The 24,605-nt window shown below is 31.8% G+C and carries 19 protein-coding genes and 3 pseudogenes; 4 read left to right on the top strand and 18 right to left on the bottom strand.

The features are described 5' to 3' along the window. Positions 1-403 precede the first annotated feature (403 nt). From KPL75_RS26250 to KPL75_RS26215, 8 genes and pseudogenes are all read right to left on the bottom strand, one after another. Entirely contained in the window at positions 404-2,371 is a 1,968-nt protein-coding gene (locus tag KPL75_RS26250; protein WP_219918487.1) for a penicillin-binding transpeptidase domain-containing protein, read from the bottom strand. A gap of 511 nt (positions 2,372-2,882) precedes the next feature. After that, positions 2,883-3,626 (bottom strand): lipoprotein BA_5634 family protein, encoded by a 744-nt coding sequence (locus KPL75_RS26245; protein WP_219918482.1) that lies wholly within the window; start codon positions 3,624-3,626, stop codon positions 2,883-2,885. 32 nt (positions 3,627-3,658) lie between these two features. Continuing rightward, positions 3,659-5,629 carry an FtsX-like permease family protein gene (locus tag KPL75_RS26240; protein ID WP_219918476.1) on the bottom strand — a complete coding sequence of 657 codons (1,971 nt, stop codon included), beginning with the start codon at positions 5,627-5,629 and terminating at the stop codon, positions 3,659-3,661. Continuing rightward, positions 5,604-6,374, bottom strand: coding sequence for an ABC transporter ATP-binding protein (locus KPL75_RS26235; RefSeq protein WP_309137442.1), 771 nt, complete (start codon positions 6,372-6,374; stop codon positions 5,604-5,606). The genes KPL75_RS26240 and KPL75_RS26235 overlap by 26 nt, the downstream gene beginning before the upstream one ends. 143 nt (positions 6,375-6,517) lie before the next feature. Beyond that, on the bottom strand, positions 6,518-7,504 hold the full coding sequence (locus tag KPL75_RS26230; protein ID WP_219918468.1) for a sensor histidine kinase: 987 nt from the start codon (positions 7,502-7,504) through the stop codon (positions 6,518-6,520). Next, positions 7,504-8,207, bottom strand: a pseudogene (locus tag KPL75_RS26225) (response regulator). The gene KPL75_RS26230 and the pseudogene KPL75_RS26225 overlap by 1 nt, the downstream one beginning before the upstream one ends. A 505-nt stretch (positions 8,208-8,712) precedes the next feature. Next, positions 8,713-10,656 (bottom strand): FtsX-like permease family protein, encoded by a 1,944-nt coding sequence (locus KPL75_RS26220; protein WP_219918465.1) that lies wholly within the window; start codon positions 10,654-10,656, stop codon positions 8,713-8,715. After that, a pseudogene (locus KPL75_RS26215) lies at positions 10,628-11,402 on the bottom strand (ABC transporter ATP-binding protein). Before KPL75_RS26215 ends, KPL75_RS26220 begins: the two are co-directional and overlap by 29 nt. Positions 11,403-11,831: 429 nt before the next feature. Between KPL75_RS26215 and bla the strand changes: the two are divergent. Continuing rightward, positions 11,832-12,365 (top strand): annotated as a pseudogene (gene bla / locus KPL75_RS26210) (class A beta-lactamase); the annotation flags it as partial. A gap of 284 nt (positions 12,366-12,649) precedes the next feature. On the opposite strand, the gene KPL75_RS26205 reads toward bla, so the two are convergent. The 6 genes from KPL75_RS26205 to KPL75_RS26180 all read right to left on the bottom strand — a co-directional run bounded on the left by KPL75_RS26205 (position 12,650) and on the right by KPL75_RS26180 (position 19,618). Continuing rightward, positions 12,650-13,240, bottom strand: a complete 591-nt coding sequence (locus KPL75_RS26205; protein WP_219918463.1) for an SGNH/GDSL hydrolase family protein — start codon at positions 13,238-13,240, stop codon at positions 12,650-12,652. 170 nt (positions 13,241-13,410) lie between these two features. Beyond that, positions 13,411-14,442: a VanZ family protein gene (locus tag KPL75_RS26200; protein ID WP_219918460.1), complete on the bottom strand. Its 1,032-nt coding sequence runs from the start codon at positions 14,440-14,442 to the stop codon at positions 13,411-13,413. Between the two features lie 365 nt (positions 14,443-14,807). After that, complete coding sequence (locus KPL75_RS26195) at positions 14,808-15,917, bottom strand: acyltransferase family protein (RefSeq protein WP_219918458.1); 1,110 nt, start codon at positions 15,915-15,917, stop codon at positions 14,808-14,810. Between the two features lie 190 nt (positions 15,918-16,107). Further along, a complete protein-coding gene (locus KPL75_RS26190) occupies positions 16,108-16,623 on the bottom strand; it encodes a transglycosylase SLT domain-containing protein (RefSeq protein ID WP_219918456.1) in 516 nt (171 codons plus the stop codon). Between the two features lie 700 nt (positions 16,624-17,323). Further along, positions 17,324-18,637, bottom strand: coding sequence for a D-alanyl-D-alanine carboxypeptidase family protein (locus tag KPL75_RS26185; protein ID WP_309137441.1), 1,314 nt, complete (start codon positions 18,635-18,637; stop codon positions 17,324-17,326). Positions 18,638-18,958: 321 nt separating this feature from the next. Then, positions 18,959-19,618 carry a CatB-related O-acetyltransferase gene (locus KPL75_RS26180; protein ID WP_219918454.1) on the bottom strand — a complete coding sequence of 220 codons (660 nt, stop codon included), beginning with the start codon at positions 19,616-19,618 and terminating at the stop codon, positions 18,959-18,961. 452 nt (positions 19,619-20,070) lie between these two features. Here KPL75_RS26180 and KPL75_RS26175 point away from each other — a divergent pair, with 452 nt between their 5' ends. Then, positions 20,071-20,547: a DUF5065 family protein gene (locus KPL75_RS26175; protein ID WP_219918451.1), complete on the top strand. Its 477-nt coding sequence runs from the start codon at positions 20,071-20,073 to the stop codon at positions 20,545-20,547. A gap of 404 nt (positions 20,548-20,951) precedes the next feature. Further along, positions 20,952-21,110, top strand: coding sequence for a hypothetical protein (locus tag KPL75_RS26170; RefSeq protein WP_258237061.1), 159 nt, complete (start codon positions 20,952-20,954; stop codon positions 21,108-21,110). A 22-nt stretch (positions 21,111-21,132) separates the two neighbouring features. On the opposite strand, the gene pepD is transcribed toward KPL75_RS26170, so the two are convergent. Further along, entirely contained in the window at positions 21,133-22,602 is a 1,470-nt protein-coding gene (gene pepD / locus KPL75_RS26165) for a beta-Ala-His dipeptidase (protein ID WP_219918444.1), read from the bottom strand. A 211-nt stretch (positions 22,603-22,813) separates the two neighbouring features. Here pepD and KPL75_RS26160 point away from each other — a divergent pair, with 211 nt between their 5' ends. Next, on the top strand, positions 22,814-23,203 hold the full coding sequence (locus tag KPL75_RS26160; RefSeq protein WP_219918442.1) for a YxeA family protein: 390 nt from the start codon (positions 22,814-22,816) through the stop codon (positions 23,201-23,203). A gap of 19 nt (positions 23,204-23,222) precedes the next feature. Here the strand turns inward: KPL75_RS26160 and spoIISB are convergent, their stop codons facing one another. The 3 genes from spoIISB to KPL75_RS26145 all read right to left on the bottom strand — a co-directional run bounded on the left by spoIISB (position 23,223) and on the right by KPL75_RS26145 (position 24,453). Beyond that, a complete protein-coding gene (gene spoIISB / locus KPL75_RS26155; RefSeq protein ID WP_000852629.1) occupies positions 23,223-23,399 on the bottom strand; it encodes a stage II sporulation protein SB in 177 nt (58 codons plus the stop codon). 75 nt (positions 23,400-23,474) lie between these two features. Beyond that, the gene (locus KPL75_RS26150) at positions 23,475-23,600 is read right to left on the bottom strand and encodes a hypothetical protein (RefSeq protein WP_000588712.1); all 126 of its coding nucleotides are present in this window, start codon (positions 23,598-23,600) and stop codon (positions 23,475-23,477) included. 112 nt (positions 23,601-23,712) lie between these two features. Further along, a complete protein-coding gene (locus KPL75_RS26145; protein WP_219918440.1) occupies positions 23,713-24,453 on the bottom strand; it encodes a type II toxin-antitoxin system SpoIISA family toxin in 741 nt (246 codons plus the stop codon). Positions 24,454-24,605 lie beyond the last annotated feature (152 nt).

The raw sequence follows: 24,605 nt of genomic DNA, 5'->3' as shown, positions 1-24,605 counted from the left end.
CCTCACTTTTAATATGGTTTCAATATATAGACATGATACAAGTTTCATTTGTTCCATTGTTTATCTTTTTTTTGATAGAAGAATTCTCCTGAAAAATGTAAAGGTGTTCAATACATTTCATTAAATCATCACCTTTACATTCTTTTCGATGACAGACTCCATATTCAGCCCGTACTTGCAAATACTATTTCAAAAATCACTTTTGAAACCATAGAATTTGATTTACATAATGAAAATGATGCGATATCAACTTTCTAGAGCCACAATAACATAGAAAAAGCATTCTCAATTAGGGAGAATGCTTTTTTGAAACTTAATTATTCTTTGTTTTGCCCAATTTATACCTTTGGGTTAAGCATTCATATAATAAATTTAGTAAAAGATTTCACTTTATAATTTAGTGTTATTTCTGAAAAACATGTTTTACTTTTTCGCCGGGAACATTACTCCCCCCTCTTCCTTTTACATCTTCAATCATCATGGTAACAATCATGTCTGGCGCATTTGCATCAAAAGCTGCAAACCATCCAAGTTCTTTTCCGTCTGCTTCTTTCGACTCTTTCAGTTCTGCTGTACCGGTTTTACCAGCAAGAGTTACACCATCAACCTTAGCAATTCTCCCAGCGCCATCAGGGTCATTAATGACTTTTATTAATGCACTCTTTAATATCTCTTGATTCTTTTTAGAAACCACGTTTTCTTTCCAATTCCCCGCTACTTTTGCCTCTTTTAACAGATGAGGCGACGGAATATTCCCTTCATTCACAATCGGTGCATATGTTAATGCTAAATGAAGTGGTGTCATTAATACTTGTCCTTGTCCATATCCGGTATCTGCTAGTTGAATATCGTTTTTTATCCCATCTTTTGCAATTGTTGAAATAGGAAATTCGTATTCGATTGGTAATTTTTCATGAAATCCGTACTTCTTAAATTCACTTAAATACTGATCTTTTCCCATTTTCAAAGCTTGTTGAGCAAAATAAATATTATCAGAGTACTTCATTGCCTTATCAAAATCAATTGGACTAGCATCTTTCACACGTGTTACATAATAATTTCCCCACGATGAATCTTTTGTCCACTTCAATCCTTGGATTTTATATTCTTCCTTAGGATTTATTGTTTTCATTTCCAAACCAATTGCACCTGTAATCGTTTTAAATACGGAACCTGGTACAAATGCTTGTGTGAAGCGATTCATCATTGGCAGTTTCGAGTCGTTATTCCATGCTTCTCGTTGAGCTTTTGATGCTCCTCTAACTATTGTATTTGGATTATAAGCAGGGCTACTTACAAGTGCGATTGTTGCACCCGTTTTAGGATTGACCGCTGCACTTGATCCTGCTTCATTTTTCATCTCATTAAAGATTTTTTCTTGAATTGCAGCATCAATTGTTAACGTAACATTTTCCCCTTCTTTTGCTTCTTTTTTTGCTACGTTTTTAATCTCTTTCCCGTTCTCATCTTCCATAAATACGCGTCCACCCTTTTCACCACGCAATTTATTCTCTAATACTTTTTCTAAACCTGCCTTACCCACTAAATCATCTGCTTGATAACCTTTTTTTTGAAGCGATTTTAACTCCTCTGCATTCACCTTTCCTATATATCCAGTTAAGTGTGCCGCTGCTTCTCCTAATGGATACGTACGAATATTTACTGGGCGAGATGAAACTCCTTCTAATTCAATATAATCATTCTGTCTACTTCCCTCTTTTAAAATACCGATTGGTACAAAGGAATCTGGTTTTATCCATTTTGCTGTGAGCTTCTGATCGATCTCTTCTGTAGACATATCAAGTAATTGTGCTACTGTTTCTTTCGTTTGCGCTGCCGTTTCACCTAGTTTCTCTGGAATAATTCCAACCTCAGACGCTTTACCATTCGTTGCAAGCCCTTTTCCGTTTCGATCATATATTTCTCCGCGTTTTCCTTGTTCTATTTGCATACGTACTTTGTAATCTTTTTTCATGCCTGGGAAAATGAAGTCTGGTGTCCAATCTATTTTCCAAGATTCCTTATCTTTCACAAGTTTTGCTTCATGGATGAATGAAACTGTTCCTCCATCCGTATCCATTTTAACTTCAAAAAGAAAACGTTCTTTCTCTTTAGTATTCTCTCCTTTCGTTTTAATTTTTAAATTCTTAACTCCAATACCTTCATAGATTTTTTGATATTTCTCGGTAAAATCTTTTTTTGAAATCGTCTTTTTTGCATGCTCTGATAAATGATCATACATATTTGCAAATTTTTTATCATTCCATAAATTAATATATTCTTCAAATGCTTGTTTTGGCGGTTCGTTTTTATTACATCCTACCAACATAACTCCAAAACAACAGAAAAGCAGCATCCATATTTTTTTCAATTCAATCTACTCCTTTAGTTATAAATGATTATTCCTTTCTTAAAATATTAAATAAAAAATGTTTTAACGCTTAATAGACAGTGCAAGTAATGAAATAGTTCCACATTTACAAAAAAATTAAATTTATGGTTAAGCTGCATTGGAAGAGGGAAGATTTTAAGCTTCTCACAAACATAAGGAGCGAATATATTTAGCGAACCATTATTAGTGTTGTTTTGAAAAATTCATTTAAAATACCTTTTAGTTCGTTTTCGCCGATCTTATCTTTTTTCTTTATAGATTTTTGATACAAAAAATAGAATCCTTATAGTAAGGATTCTACATCAGAAAATAACAAAAATATAAACGCTACAAAAAAATCACTTAAAGTAAAAGTGTCATCTTCATCACTTCGAGGCGTTAATATATACATATTGTTCATCATAATCTGTCACAACAACACTATGTTGATGATATATTTGTTTTTCTTAACTTGATGGTGACGGGGTTCTACCCGTATAAACGAAATTGTTTACTTTTCTGTAATATTTACAAATTCAACGGCTCCCTTACCCTCAGTACCTAAAGCCGTATTCACTTTATCTATTTCCTTACTTAATTCTGGTGCTTTCCCTTGATTGAGTAAATTATGATTTCCAAAAGATTTATTAAAAGATAGAATCTGTCTAGTTTTTTCTTTCCCATTTATTTCTTTAAATAATGTATCATCTACAATTAATAGGATTACGTTGGATCCACCACGATATGGAGATAGCCATACATCCCCTTTATATTGAACATTCATTTTTTTCTCATCAAATGTTAGTTCTTTCAAGTCTTTATATTCTTTATTTGCAAATATGATAGTTTCATCTTTTTCTATTTTTGGTAACGAATCAAGAGGGACTGAAGATAGGAGCCCCTCGTTATTATCCCTTTCACGAATAAGTCCCTTTTTATTCATTTTTTCAGCAGTTGTTCTACTAATAAATAGTAAATTACTAGTAGCAGTATCCATAGAATCCCCAAATTTAGTCGGTAGCTTTATGTCAAGCTTATTATTATCTATAGTCCCTTCTTTTAATTGATATAGGTCTTGTGAGGTTGTTATATCTTTGTATGAGTCAATTATAGAATTTCTTGTTTGTTCATTTAACTGCTCTACCTCTATTGAAAGCCCATTTGCTGGAGAGTCTTTTGTACCAAATAATGAACATGCTCCTAACATGGTAATCGAAATACTAGCTACTATTAATAATCCAATTCTTTTTTTCAATCTATATTCTCCTTCTTTTAATTATATTTAAATTAAAAAATCGTTTTATACATTTTTTTCAAGTATTGAGATCGAACAAAGTAAAAGTATATAATTTGCAAAACTAAGAAACAAATTAATACCATAACGGAACTACCCAAGACTGAAAAATTAGCTAACTTTTGTAAGGCCATAAAAGCAACTGTACTATGTGTAATCGCTATTGCAATTGGTAAAAAGAATAACAATGCAAGTTGACGTGACACAATTTTCTTTAATTCAGGTTTACTTAAACCAACTTTTGCTATCATTTTATATTGCTGCTGATTTCGTTCTAAGTCTGTATATAATCGGAAATATAAAAAGCTTGCAGCAAACGTAAAGAAAACAATGCCTATTAATACACTCATGATGGATGCAAGTCCAAAACCTTGTTTCATCACTATCCATGTAGATATTAAAGAAGAAAATTTATATTGTTCGTTGTATAATACAGGCTCATGTATACCTTCATTATCTTTCTGAAGAGTAGTCACGATTTTTTCAGCAACTTTTTTCGTGTTCTCCCAATCCTTCACAATAAAACCATTAATGGTGGATTCACCACGGTAATTCTCTGGATCCACTATCATTTGATTATATACTGCGTCTGGTATAATAATTGTCGTTATGTTTGTATCTTGTAGTTCTTTTGGCGTTAGTGTTTTATTTACATGCATATCTATTTTTATATTTCTATGCGACAATCGAAAGTTATTTTGATTCGATTTTGTATTAGCGAATTTTCTTGCAGGTATGACAATACTATCATTTTCATTTTTTAAGCTTTCTTTTTCAAAACCAAATGCCTCAGCTAACTTATTATAATCACTTATTTTTATAACGCTTAATAATACATTACTGTTATAAAGGGTATCTGGAATTTGTTTTATTGAATAAGCTACTTGTTTGAATTTAAACCCACCATTATTGAGTTGGCTTTCTATTTTTTTTAGATGCTCTTTTTCTAAAGGATTATTATTATAGGACTGATAAGAAAATGCAAAGGGACTATTCGATTCAGCCATAGATGAGTTACCTAATCCCATACAAGTTCCAACTGCAGTGAAGGCAACGGCAGATATAATAGTGACCATAAAAAACATTTTTGCATTATCTTTTAATTGATACACTAAATCTGAGATGGTGAGTATGTTTGTTTTCTTAAAGAAAATATTTTCCCTTTTCTTTAATGCACGTAACACATATACACTGAGCTGTGTAAATAAGAAGTACGTTCCAAGTACAACAAAGCTCACCCCTGTCGCCATCATGAATAATACATATTTCATATCCTTATATTGAATTGCATTTACACTATGGAATACACCCGTATATCCTAATCCAATACAAATAAGTGCGAATAAAGACAGCCAAAAGGATGCTTTGGGTTCAGGCTTTGGCTTTTCTTCTGCTTTTATTAATTCTACTAATTGCTCTACATTTACTAGTCGAGAAGTGAAAAGTGAAATAAATAAAAATAATAAGAAGAAAGCTCCAAATGTTATTCCAATAGCTTTAAAGGGCATGTAAAATGGGAGTCCTTTATCAATCATTAGCAGATTGTTGCTCATAATTAAGATAAACTTAGAGAACGCCATTCCAATTGTAATTCCTGTTAAAATAGAAGCGATTCCAATTATTGTATTTTCAATAAATATTAATTTATTCAACTGTGAAGGTGACATCCCATGTAGCATTAGAATTCCAAAATCTTTTTTTCTTGTTTTTAAAAATGCACTTACAGAATATAGGATAAAGAAGAATGAGAAGAAAAATATTAACCCCTGCGATATCTGTAATCCTGACTTTGCAAATGTATTGATTGTTACACTGGCAGCAAGATCGCCTTGTAAATTAGGATGAAATGCAAGTAATGCATAAGTAAAGAAAATCATAATAGCAAACGTACTACTTAAAAAATGAGCCAAATATGTTCGTTTACTTCGAATGACGTTATTAAATGCGAACTGTCGAAAAGTCATTTGCATTTCCTCCTAATAATGCTAAAACCTCTAGAATCTTTTGATAGAATACTTTGCGATTATCTCCACAATAAATCTCATTGTATAACTGTCCATCTTTGATAAACACAATGCGATCACAATAACTTGCAGCCATTGCATCATGTGTCACTAACATCATCGTTGTGCTATTTTCTTTATTAAGCTTTGTCAATAATCCCATCACATCACTAGCAGATTTTGAATCCAGATTTCCTGTAGGCTCATCCGCAAGTAATAATTTCGGATTATGAATAGTAGCTCGTGCGATTGCTGTTCTTTGTGCTTGCCCGCCAGAAATTTCATACGTACGTTTATCTAATATTTCAGTTATCCCTAGTTTTTCAGCAATAGCTTCCACTTTCCCTTCCATTTCTCTAGGGCTTACACCATCAAGCGTAAGTGGAAGAACAATATTTTCTTTCACTGTCAGTGTATTAAGGAGATTAAATGATTGAAAAACAAACCCTAATTCACGTCTTCGAAATAAAGACAACTGATCTGGAGATAACAGATATGGATTTTCTCCATGAATTAATACTTCTCCTGATGTTGGAGCATCTATAGTAGACACCATATTTAATAGCGTTGTTTTACCACTCCCAGATGGTCCCATAATTCCTACAAATTCACCTTTGTTTATTTTTAAATCAATATGGGATAATGCTGTATAAGAAATTTCCCCAGAATAAACTTTCCCTAAATCTGAAACATGTAGTATCTCCACAAGTATTTCACCTTCCATTTCTCTTTTCGATACATGAAGTGTAACCTATATATAGTATGTCTCATATCGATTTCCCTAACATTTATCTAACAAGTTTGTAAGATTCAAAAGAAAAAACCGATGAAAAGTCTACCTTTCATCGGTTAACGAGAGGCATATGGGAATACGATTCTAACTTTTGTTCCCTTACCTACCTCAGATTCTATCTCAATCTTATGATTTAATTTTTTACATACTTCTTTAACAAGATATAATCCCATTCCCGTAGACTCTTTGAATTTCCTACCATTTTCTCCAGTATAAAATGGATTAAAAACACGTGGTACATCAGCAGTAGGAATGCCCACTCCATAATCTCTTACTTCCAAAATAATTGCTCGTCCTTTTGAATACGCCGATACTATTACTTTCTCTTTCTTACTTGATGAATATTTAATTGCATTTGACAATACTTGATTGAGTATAAATCGAAACCATTTCTTATCTGTTTCTACAATAAGACTCGGATCTACTTTTACTTTTGGATACACATAACTACGTATAAACAGACGTTTATTTTCATGAATAACAGAATCAATCATTCCCAATAATTTCAATCTTTCTACATGAAAATCCTGTTCAAATGTTTCTAAACGAGCAACATATAAGACCATTTCTAATCCTTTTTTGATTCTTTCCGCTTCTTCATTAATACTGTCAAATCTTGAGTCATCTGCATCTTGTGTAATTAACTCAATAACAGAAAGAGGTGTTTTCATTTGATGAACCCATTGATTCATAAATGTTGTTTGTTCTTGTTGTTTTCGTTCCCATTTTTTTAATTGGTTTTGATAATATTGATATTGAGTTTGTAGTAATTTATCTAAGGCCATTGATAATGGAGTCAAATCACTATCTTTTATTGACTCATTTAAAGTTTCCATTGGTGTTGATAGACGCTTGTAGAATGAGCGATGACTATAATAACGATATATTAGATAACCTATTAATAAAAAAATACCCAAAAATACAGAATATAATGCTGTCAAAATATGTGGATACCCATCAAACCAATATATAAAAAGGATGATAAGCAATTGGGCAAATGTATAACAAATGAGTGGAATATGTTCTTGTAAAAATAATTTCATTATTCCTTTCCTTCCTTCTCCCAAGTGGCATGCAAACGATATCCAGCACCACGAACTGTCTCTAGTGCGTTTTCAATACCTAAATCTTGCAACTTCCTTCTAATTCTCCCTATATTTACACTCAATGTATTCTCGTCTATATATGAACTATCCCATAGTTGCTCTAAAATCACTTCACGTTTTACAAGGAGCGGAGACTTTGTTATCAATATTTCCAATAAAGTTGTTTCTTTTCTAGTAAGTAAAATTGTCTTATCATCTAGTTGAAGTTCCATTCTTTCTGGGAACAGGAATAATCCTGATTGCTCAACTATTCGTTCTTTTACTTTAGGAGCATATTCACCGTATGCTCTTCTGAGTTGACTACGGATTTTAGACATTACAACTTCATAATAAAAAGGTTTTGTAATGTAGTCATCACCACCATTTTCTAAAGCCATAACTTGATCCATCTCTCCACTCCTTGCAGATAGAAATACAATTGGACAAGTAGAAATAGCTCGAATTTGACGACACCAATAATAACCGTCAAAATTAGGTAAATTTACATCTAATAGCACTAAATCTGGTTTTATCTCTTGAAATATTTCTAAGATATTTTCAAAATCCTCTATAATAACACTTTGGTATCCATATTTTTTATATGAGTTCCCAGTAATTCAGCGATTTTCATATCATCTTCTACAATCATGATTGTATTCATTTCGTACTCTCCTTTAATTTAGGTGTAATTTTTAAAGTTCGTTTAGTGTTTTATATTTTACTTATTTAAAAAAGATGATATCTTACATCCCCCCTCAAATGCAACAAGTATCCAATAAAGCGTATATTTATTGTTTCTTAATTAATAAACTTAATAGAGATGGTTTCCATCTTTTTTCTTTACTTAAAATAGCATGTTGACTCTCCAATTAGATGAGTAGGATATAATTGAAAAAGCGCCCTGTTTACAGGGCGCTTCATTAAATATATTATCCATTTTACAGATTAACTAAAAAAATTTATAAATTTTATACCTATTAAGGCTATCTAAAAGGGATACGACCATGATTCCTTTTTTTGAGCCACTGACAAATGATTAAGCCAAAAATATCAAAATAAATCGGAACAAATACATATTAACCTTAGTATATTTTTAACATTCTAAAGGTGCATAGCCAACCATAATTAGTGATTGAGTATGCACCTTGAATTTTTTGTTTACTTTTTTATAAATATATTTTTGTACATATGCGTTTTAAATAGTGATTTCTAATAATAAGGAAGTAAATAATTTGCATACAAATAAAGCTTATTAATACAACAATTGAACTTTGAATTACGGATATTTCCCTACTTACTGTTTGTCCTAATTGATGAAAAGTTAGAAATGCAAAACTGCTGTGGGCCATAGCCACTACAATCGGTAAGAAAAATAGTAACATCATTTGTCTTGTCACTATTTTCTTTAACTCACTATGGCTTAAACCTAATTTTGAAATCATTTGATACTGCTCTTTATCACGTTCTAAATCAGTAAATAGACGGAAATATAAAAAACTTAGCGTAAATACGAAAAATACAATCCCCACCAATACACTTGAAATAGAAAGTAATCCATTTTGTTGTTTCAGTTCAAGCCATTTTAAATACAAAGATGAAAAGATATAAAAATCATCTTGACTCGTACCAATGGACTTCATAAGTTTTGTAGAAATTGCACTTGTTTCAGGCCATTTTTTTATGATAAAACCGTATATGGTGTAATCTCGGAGTACGCCTTCGTGTTGTATATTTAGAACTTTACTGTAAACGGCATCAGAGACAATAAAAGGTTTTTCAATCTCGGCGAATTCTGGGATATAAATTGTTTTTTGAACAGAAAGTGGTACTTCTAGTTCACCATGTTTTAATTCCAATGTTTTTCGATCCTCTGCACTTGTGTAATTTTTCTTTGGTAGTATAGCGATACTTTCAGTTTCATTTGTTAATTTTTCTATTTCATACCCTAATTTTTTAGCGTATTCATTATACGTAGAAAGATTAATTAACATCGCCCCGTTTTGTGCCCTTTTAAATTTTGTTGCTACAAGTTTATAAGAAAATCCAGATTCTTTTAATTGTTTCTTTATCTCTTCAATATGGGATTTTTCTTGTGTATTTCCCTTATCCGATTGATAGGTAAATGCATATGGGGTCGCACTTTTTGCCAATTCAGGATTTGCGATTGCCGTACAAACTCCAATTGCTGTAAAAGATACAGCCGATATAATTGTAACGATAAAGAACGTTCTCGCATTATCTTTCATTCTGAACGCTAATTCTGAAATAACAAGGAGATTGGTTCTTTTAAAGAATGTAGTTTCTCTATTTTTTAAAGTGTATATCACATATACACACAATTGAGTAAAGAAAAAATAGGTTCCACATACAATTAATAAGACACCTACTCCTACGAGTAGAAGTAATTGTTTTAAACTCATGAAATCGACCGCGACGATACAGTAGTGGACGGCGGAGTAACCTGCTCCAATTAAGATTATTGCCAACAAGGATATCCAAACGGACGCTTTCGGCTCAGGTTTTGGTTTTTCCTCTGATTTTATGAGTTCTACAAGTTCATTCATTTTCACCATTTTTGATGTAAATAATGAAATGAGTAGGAATAAAACAAAAAAGGAAATAGCTGTTACTCCCATAGACTTTAATGGAAAGTAAAATGCTAACGTATTCTCTATTCCCAATAAAGACCCACTAATTAGTAAAAATAATTTAGAAAAAATCATCCCAATCCCAATGCCTGCTAGTATAGAAGGGATTCCAATCAACATGTTTTCGAAAAAAATTAATCGATGAAGCTGTTGATGAGACATTCCATGTAACATTAATAATCCAAACTCTTTTTTTCTATGTTTTAAAAATGCGCTAACAGAATAGAAAATAAATAAGAAAGAGAAAACAAAGATTAAGTAATACGATAATTGAAATCCTATTTTCCCAAATGTATTCATTATGGTACTTGCATGAGTCAGTTCACCTTGTAGATTCGGATGAAAGACAAGTAGCCCATAAGTAAAGAAAATCATTACCGCAAATGTACTACTAAAAAAATGACCAAGATATATTCGTTTATTCCGTAAAACATTATTGAATGCGAGCTGTCGAAAAGTCATGTTTATTCCCCTCCTAACATAGAAAGACTATCCATAATATGTTTATAAAATAATGGGCGATCATCATTGTAGCAAACTTCATTGTATAACTGTCCATCTTTAATAAAAATAATGCGGTCACAGTAACTTGCAGCAACTGGATCGTGCGTTACTAACATCATTGTCGCCTTTTCTTCTTTATTTAATAGTGTTAATATCTCCATTACGTCTTGAGAGGCTTTAGAATCTAAGTTTCCTGTCGGCTCATCCGCAAGAACCAATTTAGGAGAGTGAATGAGTGCACGGGCAATCGCTGTTCGCTGAGCTTGCCCTCCTGATATTTCATATGTTCGTTTATTTAAGATTTCGTTGATTCCTAATTTATTCGAAATAGATTCTACTCGTTTATTTATTCTTTTCACATTCATGCCATCTAATACGAGCGGAAGAACCATATTCTCTTTTACTGTTAATGTATGCAGCAGATTAAAGGATTGAAAGACGAATCCTAATTCCTGTCTGCGAAATAAGGCCAAATCATTGGGTGAAAGTTGATACGGATTTTTATTATGAATGGATACACTTCCTGAAGTTGGCGAGTCAATAGTAGAAATCATATTCAATAAGGTTGTTTTCCCACTACCCGAAGGGCCCATAATCCCAACAAATTCCCCCTCTGTAATTGTTAAATTAATATTTGAAAGTGCTGTATGTGAAACCTTCCCTTTGTATTCTTTACTAAGATCTTTTACTTTTACTATTTTCATATGAAAAATTCCCTCCAAATTTACACACTAAGAATGAGATTTGATAGAAGATGCCTGCCTACATTTTGACTTTTTTAAAATACGAGTAATGTACCACTCATTAATGGTCTGTTTCGAATTTCCTTATTTAAACTGGACTACATGGCCAAATGTTATAAGCACGAAAATAACTTGATATCGTATCTCATAATTTTTATGATTGTTTCTGTTTTTCATTGTAGTAGTAAGGTTGTTTTTCTCATATTGAATTACCTTTCATTTTTCTTACACGCTTGAAATATTTCTGAAAATACAGTTTATACAGTTTACAGCCATGATTCTTTTGTGGGAGATAGTAAAGAGGGATTTTTCATATGCACTATACTATAGGGAACTAGCTTTCTGTATAGTTGTTATTTGCATTTCATGGTGTTTTCTTAACAAAACACCATGTTCTTAAAAGAACTTGCTGATGCTTCTGTTCGATATAGTGACAGTACGTCACATAATTTGATTCTTAAACAATTAGGTGGTCCTTCCGAGCTTGAAAAAATATTGAGAGAAATTGGTGATACAGTTACTAATTCAGCACGATTTGAACCTGAATTAAATGAAGTGAATCCAGGAGAAACACATGATACCAGTACTCCAGAAGCGATTGCTAAGACGCTTCAATCTTTTACATTAGGAACTGTACTTCCACCTGAGAAACGTGAACTATTTGTAGATTGGATGAAGAGAAATACAACTGGAGATAACTTGATTCGTGCGGGCGTACCAAAAGGATGGGCAGTAGCTGATAAAACAGGTGCAGGATCATACGGAACAAGGAATGATATTGCAATTATTTGGCCACCAAATAAAAAGCCAATTATTCTTGCAACACTTTCTAATCATGATAAAGAGGATGCTACATATGATGATAAACTTATTGCAGAAGCAACCAAAATAGTGTTAAATACTTTAAAAGTTACGAATAAATAATAATAGTAATAGATTAAAAATTCCCCATTTTTCCGTCAGAGTACTGTGACGTTTTTTTTAGGTGTTTTACAAAAAATTGACCATTTAATGTTACGGAAGCAATTCAAAAAAATGTTTAAAGACCACCTATTTTCGTAGGTGATCTTTATTTGTGATTCTGCATTTGTACACTACTGTAGAAATATATCATAGATACGGTTTGTTTGCTAAGTTTTTAGTTCTCTCCGCTTACTAAAAAACATCGCTTAATACAATTAATATCATATTTTTTAAATTGCGAACTATTATTCTGTCTTCTGTACAGGCAAACTACTAAAAATTAATTCAGCAACTTTTACATATCCTTTTGAGTTTGGATGAATTAAATCTGTAGACCAAAGCGTATTGTCATTAACTAAATGATGATTCCAAAAGTCAACATGATGAAGCTTATACTCTCTACTCAGTGAAAGTATAACTTCATTTGCCTCTAATAATTGCTCTTTTAATACTTGTTTTTTTTCAGAAGAAAAAGGAAGCCGAACTGTAAAATCTGGAAGGTTTGCTATCATAATATCAGCATCTGTTTTACTTAATGTATCTATCATAAATTCCATATCGTTCTTATATGCTTCATGATTCCAACGTCCTTTTAAAACATCGTTTGCACCTGCAATTAGACTAACCAAATCTGGATTAAAAGTTACTGCCTTTTCCAATTGCTGTGAGCGAATTTCTTTAGTTACTAACCCACGCTTTGCAAAATTAGCATATTCTATATCGCTTATACACAGTTGAACAAAATGATCTACCCAGCTTTTTAATGCTATTCCCTCAACTTCATCCCCTATCCCCTCTGTAAAACTATCACCAATCGCTACAAATCGCTTCCACATATATAAGTCCCCCTTTTTTGTTATTCATATCTACACTATACAATAGCCCACAATGTAATTGTTCTCCTAAAATGTTTTTCAATTCCAATAAAATTCCATAGGAGATTTTTTAAATGAGCACGACAACTGGAGTGAACTATTTCACATGAACAAAAACATGAAAATCTATGTTATTTTCTCGCAGAAATAGGTTGAGACCAACTATCTTTGTCATTATCATTTAAGCGTACTTGAAAAACATATATAGGTTGAGAAAAACCTTTCGAATCAGCGTGGTAATCTATATTATAATCTGTAATGACTAATGTATCACCTGCTTTGAAAGATATTATAGGATCAAAGTCTCCTTGTTTTAGTTTTTGAAATGCTTCTTTAGGAGACAGAATTTCAACATCTCGAATATGTAATTTTTTTGTAACTGGCTCATTGTCATCAGACATGTTTGGAATTTCCTCTTTGTAAACAGGCATTTTTTTACCTTCGTCTTTTAACTCTATTGATGTTTTTATAGTGACATCAGTCATGTCTATTTTTGTAATGGGATCTAAAGGCGTATTCCCAAATTCCTTCATTTGATACGAAATCATTATTCCAAGTGCAACAAAACTTACTGTAATCGGAAGAAATAAATATTTGATCATTTGTATATCCGTTTCTTTTTTCTTCAACAATATAAGAACTATATTTACCATAGAATATCCTAGCATCATTCCTAAAGTATTATGAAGTAAATCGGCTAGTTCCATACTTCCACGTTGCATTGTAAATTCAAGGGTTTCAATCAATAAACTTGCTATAATTGAGCTGATTAACATCCATTTTGTTTTTTGAAAAACATTACTAACTAAAGGTAATAAAATTCCTAACGGAAAAAGCATACCTATATTCACAATGATATGGAAAAAAGAAGAAAATGAAAAGGTATTCCATGCTTTTTTATAAACACTAAGTACATCAAAGTCAATTGTTCTTGCAAAAGTTATATCATCTGGACGACCAAATGAAGTAGCTGATAATGCAAGGGAATAATATCCTATTATTAATATAAACAATATAATTTGTTGTACGGTAAATTCCCCCCCACCTTTACACACCTTTTTGTATACTACAAAGTAGCTGAAAACAAATATGAGTAGTAACAAAAATGTGAGTTGTATTGTAGGAATTGCAACGTTAACAAGTAGTTCGGAAATAAAGTTCATTTTACACCTCAGTTTTTACGAATAAAATATTCAATAGTTTTATATAACATTCTAGATATAGATATCGATGTATTGTTACCCCTAATAATTATTAATATAGAATTAAACCTGTACTCTTGAAACTAGCTTTATATGACCAAGCGGCTACTAGGAAACTAGCGTTTTACTAATTGTATTTTCAGCTATGTTTGGATAAACGTTACGAAGATTCTCTTTAGTAAGAGGATTTTTGAAGTTATATATAAAATTAAAAATTCATTCAATTTTAGTATGTTTATATAGAATCTATAATTGACCGATTCCTAATACACTTAGGAACCGGTAATATACGTATATTTACTAAAGAAAGAAGATTCCCTCAAGCATTACACTTTTTTTCGAAAATTAGTTGTTCTTTGTTTTGCCCAGTTGATACATTTCTTTTCAATTAAATGATACGATATTATAGAAAAAAGTAGTGTCATTGTAATACATAAAGTAAGAAGTAAGAAGATAGGTATCTTTGTATACAAAAGTTTAAATAGTACCATCATGATTGGAAAGTGGCACAAATAGATACTGTATGAAATTTCTCCTAAGTATACAAACACACTCTTATTTAAAAATACTTTTACTTTAAGGTTACTCATCGCCATTATAATAAATATACTAACACCCATTACGACACCCCAATCTTTTAATAAGAAAGTAGTATCATTACGGGAAATACCATAAATTAAAATGGAATATAAATATAAAATAATCCCTAGTGCAATAAGAAATCCTTTATTAAATTTTTTCATATTCCTATATGAGTAGATAAGTTTTTCCTGATGCTTAAAAAGTAACATTCCAACCATAAACATGGATGTAAAATGCAGTGTATCAGCATAACCATTATAAAATCCCTCAGCTTTCCCAATATGCAACATATTAAGAAAAACACTAATTAAAGAAAAGCTCAAAGCAATTAGTATCGTTTTCTTCCAACTCAGTTTATAAAAAAGAAGGAATAACAAAGGAAACACAATAGATATACGCATTTCTTGAGCCAATGACCAAATAACTGGATTATAATTTTCCGTAAAAAAGTTATTAAGAAGCACAAAGTGGTTTATAATATCTAATTTTGTTATAGACCCTTGCCACCTATCATAGAACCAATCCCGTAGTCCTGCCACTTCATACGGTGAAAACAAAATAAATAAAGCAAAGGTAATGATTATCCAAAAATAATAAGGGATATAGATTCTTACAAATCGCTTAATTAAATATCCCCAATAATTTGTTTTTGAATGATAAAGTGCCATAGATAAAACAAAACCACTTAGTACATAAAAAACGATTACAGCTTCTCCACCCGCCCATAAAAACCTAAGCGGGGAAAATTTAATAGAGTTAGGCAACGATGGTAGCATTAAACAAAAATGTCCAAATACCACTGTAAGTGCCGCTAACCCTCGTATGGAATCTAATTCTTTTATTCTCTTACTCATAAAATATTCTCCTTGTAAATTGTAAATTTTGCTGTTAATAAAGGCCACTATACTAGTGTAGTGGGAGAATTGTACATATTCTTTCTTTAAATCCCTAATATAAGCAGTACAAGATCAATCTATGTATCTGTTTAAAGGAACTTTCGAATTTAGGCATAAGTTATATAGTAATAGAAAGAAAAAAGAAATTTCATTCTATAAAATCGTATTGTCGTTTAGAAAACATTTTAAAACTTTTTTCTAAACCCTCGTTATAGTCTGTCTGTTTATCCGTCCATTGAACGCCCTTATTTCCAGGCCACCCTGAGGTATTCGCAACATGTTTTAATAGCTCTGCTCCTTTTAAATTTTGCTGTAAACCACGGTTATACGCATTTATCATATTAGATATTGCAATTCGAGTATTGGTTTCTGCATTTTTCAAATCTTCATTCGTTAAATCTTTAGGTGCTAGTCCACCCCGGTGGAGCTGAAACAGTCCAAATGATGTGCCCTGATCCCCGACTGCATTTTGATCAAACTTACTTTCATGGAATGCAATAGATAAAGGAATCCATGGTGGCATACCGTGCTCTATTGATATTTGTTGAATTGTGTCTCTTACTTTAGCTCGGTTCGTATGATGGTCATATGCGTATTTTGTAAGATATAGCCCTACTGTGAAAACCAAAATAAATACTACGATTTTTATTAATATCCCTCTCATCGACGTCACCTCACTTGTCAGTATCAAAGATTATCTCTAGTAATCATATCTTTTGGGTATATTAACTCGTAATCGTGTATCAGATGATTATTCTTGGTTTCATTAATTACCGATTTTTAAGTGAAATTATTAGGGGGCCCTCTATATGGTATATCCCATTAAAATCGTACTTTTTTCTCGAATACTTTGTTTTCTATTCGATTGAAATTAAAGAATAACTATATACAAGGGATAAACGCTATAAAAAGATACTTAAACTTCTTTAAAAAATTCATTTTTTGGCCTCCATTTCTTTATATAATTAATTTAAAACAAAATATTTAATAGAAAGAAAAGATTTTATTAAATTTTTATAAAATTTAATAACAGAAATAAGTACCAGGTATCAATTTTTATTTTCACTTGGTGGAATAATGAATGTTCTTTCATCATGTAACTTTATTAAACTAACCTTGCATCAGAACCCTTTGAATCGAAATATCCATAAAAAACGCCATCCTTTCTGTATATTTATACAAAAAGAATAGCGTTTTTTGTTTATATAGATACAAATTTAGTTTAGCTTGGTAGCAATACGAAAAGTTCCGAAGAACCAAATTTGAGAATTAATACAATCTTCCATTCCAAGCTATCCACATAAGAATCTATAATACTTTGAAACTTTTTGTTTCAGATTACTATTTAGTTTTATCCTATAAAGTTAGCTTTTTACTATATCAATCGCACTATCCCACATACCGCTAAAGAAAGATCCGATTTCGCGCATAAAACGTGTAAACCAATTTGCTTGTTCTACATCAGAGTTTGTTACAAGGTCTACTTGTAATGATTTACCTGATAAAAATCCAGGATCTGTACTATCTTTAGGCGAAATAATCATTTTACTAATTGTTACATCCTTTTTAATAGGCGCTTCTTGTTCTTTATTCGGTACTTTAAATTCTTTTTTATAAACGTCATTGTTGCCCTTTGGCATTGGAAGTGAAACAGCTTGCTTCGTTTGAACAACTACATCTTTGTCTTTTGCATTTGCTACTCGCACTGTTTCATGCCCTTTTACCACTGCATCTTTCCCATAAACTTTCTTCACTTCAAAATTCGCAAATCCATAATCATATAATTTCTTCGTCTCATCAAAACGTGCTGTATGAGAGTTTGCTTTTATCACTACAGAAATTAGGCGCATACCGTTTCTTTCTACTGTACCAGTGAAGCAATCACCAGCTTCTGGAGTAGTTCCTGTTTTCAACCCATCTACACCTTCGTATTGCTTAATTAAACCTTGTAACATCATGTTAAAATTCACCATATCAATTGGATACTTGCCACCCTTTTGGAATGTTTTTTTTGGGATTTTTGCTGTATCTAACATTTTGGGGAAATCTTGAACGAGACGTTGTGCTAAAATCGCACAATCTCTTGCGGACATTTTATTTTTCTCGTCTGGGGTTGTCCCTTCTGGATGATGTCCCTTTAAATCATAGTTTGTTAAGCCTGTAGAGTTTACAAATTTATAATTTTTCATTCCAAACTCTTTTGACTTATCATTCATCATTTTCACGAAATCGGCTTCTTTTCCAGCAATTTCTTCAACTAAAGCAATTGTTGCACCGTTTGCAGAGTAAATTGCCATTGCCTCATATAACTCTTTAACTGTATAAGAGCCACCATTTTCTAATGGAACGTTTGATAATGAGCGATCTTGCGAAATCTTATATGCATATTCAGAAATTTTAATTTTTTGATCCCATTTAAGTTTTCCTTTATCCACCGCTTCATGAACTAAGTATTCACTCATCATTTTTGTCATACTAGCAATTGCTAATGATTCATCCGCATTTTTTTGATATAAAATTTTTCCGGAATTTGCTTCTACTAAAATTGCTGATCCTGCTTCTACGTCTATAGCAGGAACTGTTTCCGCTGATGCTCTTCCAGATGTAACAATTATGCTACAAAATAGTGTAAGCACTGTTACTATTACAATGAATTTTTTGTAAAACATACCTTTCAATTCTCTTACCTCCAATATCTTTGTACTCAAAAAAACGATATTCTAGCATAATCCCTATAAAAATAGACAGTTTTATCAAAGGCTATTTACAAATAAGACTTTAGGATCGCTTTCATATAGACCATCTCATCACACCCTTTTAGGCGCACTGACACTTAGTATTCCCACACACATCCCTATTTCTAATACCCTTGTATTTTTCAAAATGATCCGTACTTTCATATTTTTTAGGATTACATTTAATAGACAATCTAAGTAATACATTTGTTCCACAATTACAAAAAACTACATCCTATATTTAATGTAGTTTTTCTAGCTGATTTATTTATTTTTCACTTCATTTTTATAAAAAGCAAATAATGGTTCAATGGCTGGACTAGATAAAAGAGGAATTGCCTTCTCAATCAATTCTCTATCCCAATCAAACCAACGCATTTCCATTAGCATATTAATTTCTATATTAGTGAACCGTTTCTTTATTTCTTTAGCAGGATTACCACCTACTATTGTATACGACGGAACATCTTTACATACGACAGATCCAGCTGCAATAATTGCACCTTCGCCAATAGTAACGCCAGGCATTATAATAGCATTCATACCAATCCAGGCATCGCTTTTAATGACTGTATCACCCTTCGGTTCATATGATTGTTCTATTTGCTCAACGAATGGATAAACGGTAATCCATTCAGGGTGATGATTATGATTCCCACCCATTAAAATGACAACTCCACTTGCAATACAAACATAATTTCCAATAATGAGTTTATCAAGTTGCCAACCCATCTGTTCAATTGGATTGAAAAGTGCTTTGGATTTAGCATCTCCCCACAAATATCTTACACAACCATCTTCAAAATTTTGATCGCCATAATATCCTGAATAATAGGAGTACTCCCCTACTTTAATAAGTGGATTTGTTACTATGTCTTTTAAATACTTCGTTTCAGACCAATGATTATATAATGGATGCTTCATAATTACATTCCTCGCTTCTAAGTATGGTAGATTTTATAATTTACTTAGAAGCTTAATACGACAGCTACATTTTTAAACTTTTTCAAACGACGAATCATTATCTTCAAGCCTTTCTTTTATTATAAAGGAATCATAGCTCGATAAATTACATAAGTCAAATTGTAAATTATGCACGAAAATTTATGGTGTGAACTGAAATTTCAGCTTTAAAATAAACGTGTTTTCAATTAATAAGTCGCAATTACATATAATAAAGATTTCTTAACTATACATCTAACTTCTTTCTTATATTAGCCTTAACTCCCTCGATATAATTTTATTATTCATTAATTTGTCTGATAAATCAATAAATGTTAATATGATTATAGAAGATATTATCATCCTTTAGATTTCACAGCTAGTTTTTCACAAAAGAGAGTTCTGAATCCTTTATTAATTAGGAGGTCTAGAAGATGAAACTTTTAAGGCAATCAACAATTATTGGTGCATTGACTGTTGGAGGATTTTTATTTTCGAATACAATTAGTACACTCCCACCTGTGTCTGCTGAATCGCAACTTACACAAAAAGAATCGCGATTTTTAGATACTTGGCGGTGGCAAAGCTATTTTTTATTACATCATAATGCAGATTTTATAGAAGAGTTAGCAGTTGGTGACTTAAAGCATGGAGATACATTCGATGTTACTATATATACTGGTGGTAAGGATACTGGTATTGTAAAAATATATCAATTGAGTGGAAATGGAAATGAAAATGATGAAATAAACTTGCATAGATATAAAACCATTGATGACTCTGGTTTAAAACATAATTATGGTAGATTTGTAACGCCTATTACTAAGGCTTATAATCCAGGAACATATGTAGCTGTTATGAAACTTGGAGAAAATTATTATTATGGGGGCAGCTTTAAAATCTCAAAATAATTTACGTTTATCTCACCAGTAAATAAATATTGGATACTATTTTTTTAAACAAAAACCATTTTAAAAGCTCCTCTACCTTATATAAGATAGAGGAGTTTTTTGATTGTTTGCCCTTTTTAAGGTTAGAAAAAATCCTTACTTTCTTTATAAATTATCATTTTTATTCAATAACTGTTTCCACTTCTTTAAGTTCTACAATTAAATATGCAATATTGCATATTCCACGTGTTTGATTTAAAAACATGTGATAATTAGTTTATATAAATACCTCAAATAAATATTGAAGGGAGAATGCTACATGTCTTTCTTTTCTTGGTCTCCTCTTATCTTCTTAGCAGTTGTTGCAATTATCATTTCTATTCAAAAGGCTAAGAAACAATAATTTATTATTTGGAGGTGTAATAATGTCATTTGCAGCATGGAGTGCAATTTTTATGACTTTAATCGGAGCAATATCAGGAGCAATCTTTGGTACAATCTCCTCTAGAAATAAGAACAAAACTATCAATAAAAAAACTCATAATAAAGATCAATACAAAAAAGTAGCCTATAAAGTTTTATAGGCTACTTTTCATTTCATCAATATTATTTAGCTAATTCTTTCGTACCCTTCATTACATCAACGAAGAATCCCCAGTTATTCACTACAGAAGAGATACTAATATGTTCATCTGGAGTGTGGACGTTAAAGATGTCTGGTCCGAATGAAATTGCATCTAATTCAGGCATCTTTTGAACGAATGCGCTACACTCAATCCCCGCATGTACAGCGAAGATTTCAATTTCTTTATTGTATTTTTCTTGATGTACTTTTTCAAATAAATTACGAATTTGTGAGTTTGGATTGTATGGCCATTCTGGATACTCTGACTCTATTTCAAAAGTAGCACCAACTAATTCAGCAATATATTTGATTTCTTCTGCAACATGTTGTTTTAAACTACTTACAGAACTTCGCACTTCGTTGCGTAATTTAATTTCATCTTGCAACGTTTCAATAACGCCTAAATTTGTTGAGCTTTCTACAAGACCTTTAATATCCATGCTCATACTTTGAATGCCATTCGGAATTAAGAATAATGATGAAATAAGCTGCTTTTGTGTCTCTTTAGCAAATACTTTTTCAACTGTTTCATCCAATTTTGTCAGTGTAACATGAACATCTGGATCAACAGCACGCATTTCTTCTTGTAATACACGTGTCCATGATTCTATTTTTTCTTCTACTTGCTCTACATCTTCTGTACGAATTAAAATTGTAGCTACACTTTCACGCGGAATTGCATTCGTTTTTAATCCACCGTGAACTTCACTGATGTTAAACTCCATATATGCTGATAAATCACGTAATACTCGTCCTAATACTTTGTTCGCATTACCGCGTTGTTTATCAATTTCCATACCAGAATGTCCGCCTTTTAGACCACCAACATATAGACGGTATGCATCCATATTCGCTGGCGTTTCATCCCAAATTACAGGAATTGTTTCAACAGCTTTCGCACCACCTGCACTACTTACAAATAATTTATGATCTTCTTCAGAATCAATATTTATAAATATCTTTCCTTCAAAATGATTTGGATCAATAGCAAAAGCCCCGCCCATTGTCGTTTCTTCTTCAGTAGTGATAACGACTTCAAGTGCTGGATGCGGAATATCTTTTGAATCTAATAAAGCTAATGCATACGCAACTGCAATACCATTATCAGCACCTAAAGTTGTTTGATTTGCATATAACATATCTCCAATGATTCGTAATTCAATTGGGTCTTTTTCAAAATCATGTACTGTTGCTTGATTTTTTTCACAAACCATATCCATGTGACCTTGAATGATAATAGCTGGCACACTCTCATAGCCAGCAGTTGCGTCTTTTTTAATAATGACATTTAATGCTTCATCTTGAATCACTTCAAAGTTACGCTCTTTTGCAAAGCCCACTAAATAATCACTAATTTCCTTTTCATTACCTGATCCTCTAGGAATCTTTGAAATTTCTGCAAAATGATAAAATACAGGGTGCTTTGTTAATTGTTCTAAAGTAGAATACATTTTTCAAGCTCCTCTCAAAATGACGAAATAATATGTAAGTCCTTTATCATTATACCACGATTCATTATTTTACCTTTCTTTTAACTTTTATTGTTCATTTTATGTACAACACTCTTACAACATTGTAAGAGTGTTGTACTCTATATCGATTTTTCTCATTTAATAATAGTCGTATACTTTTTAAAGAAACACATTAAAGGAGATAAAGAAAATGAAAAAGTTTTTAGCAATTATTACACTATGTTTATTATTTTCTAGTTTTACTATTGGCTGTGAGAGAGCGTCACTAAATAGAATTGGTAAAGATGTATATTACATGCAGATAAAAGGCGAAGGAACTACCGAAAAAGTAGATGGTAGAAACTTACGAAACTATACGCTGCCCGCATATGATGAAGATGGCGTCAAAAAACAAATTACATTTAGAAGTACAAAAAAAGAAAACAATCATAAATTAAACGAAGACACGTTTTTACGCCTTTATGTAGATCAAGATGATAATAGAAAAAATGAAATATCATCAATTGAAGTAAAGTCCTATGAAGAGATTCAGAAAGCAGATTTACCTGAAAAAGTAAAAGATAAGTTTACTATTAAATAAAAAAACAAAAGAAAATGCTCTATGCATTTTCTTTTGTTCTTTTCACCTGTATATATTTTGAACTGCTATTATTCATCAGTTTCTCTAACCGATTTATATTCTCCGTTAATGCACCTTTCACAAGAGAGAAATCTGTATTTGATTCTTCTTTTTTTTCTTTAAAAAATGAAGACTTTTGTACATTGACTTCAGCCATCTCTTCTCCCCCTTTTCAAAAAGATACAACCTTTTATTTATATTATATAGCAAATGTAGACAGAGTGTACACGTATCATTTTCTTTTTAATTCTTCTTCTAACTCTTCTACTTGCTGCAAAGTATCTCCTTTTATTAAAGAGAAATCTGTTGTATCTTCATTATCTTCTTTAAAAAAATCATTGTCATAATCTTTTATCACTACAATCACCTCTACGTGCTAGTGTAGGAATGATTGTCCGATTTTATACAAGTTTGTCTGAATTTGTTCTCCCTTTATGTATAGGTGAAAAGGACAGAAAAAGATTCTGTCCTTATTTACTAAAATAACTATGATGAATTGTTAAATTATATACATTTTCAAAATCTCGATCTTGAAGGTTATTTTTCTTCCCATCAATAACAATGAAGACATCACTCACAGTTTTTGCTGGTATAATTCCGACATTTTCTACTTGCACCGCTTTCTGTTCATTCAATTGCTCGATGTGTTCTAATGGAACAATACTACTAAATTGAGAGCGGATACCACGAAAGTTTGTATTTAATTCCTTCACCGCTTCAAACACAACAATTTTCGCACCAATCTTTTCCCCATATGAATCTAAAAATGCGTTTAAGCTTTTTGTATATTCCTCTTCCGTATGCCATTCCATTGTCCCAAAGGCTGCTGGATTCACATTTTGAATAATTGTCGTATATATTTCTCCTCTTGCTTTTGAAGCAATTAATGACCTTTTAATTGATTGGACCGTCTTTCCAATATCGCTAAATTTCGCTCCCCATATTTCTGAAATATTAGGTGTTAAAATAAATGCAATATCAACGAAAATTACCATCGCAGTGAACATTAAAAGATTTTTCCAGAGGGTTAAATCTATTCCTTTTATCATGAAATAAACTGTGACTGATATTATAAACAAACCATACCAAGTTTTTCGAATTCGTTGTTTCTTCTCCTCGTACAACTCTTCATTTTTCCAATAAAAGAAAACAAGAACTACAAAGGCGATTACTAGAATAAATAAACCGATTCGAATGTTAGAGATCGTCAATCACATCACCCTCCATTCAAAAACTCTTCACGATATCATTACATGCACAAGCAGCTCTCTTTATGACAAAAGACGTGGACAAGCTTCTAAATTTAGCAATATCGCATATGTATTAGAAGGTACCACGTCTTTTATCCCGCTATTTGCCGGGC

Source organism: Bacillus sp. NP247 (genome assembly GCF_018966865.1).
Lineage (GTDB): Bacteria > Bacillota > Bacilli > Bacillales > Bacillaceae_G > Bacillus_A.
This window is presented reverse-complemented; position numbering and strand designations above follow the sequence as displayed.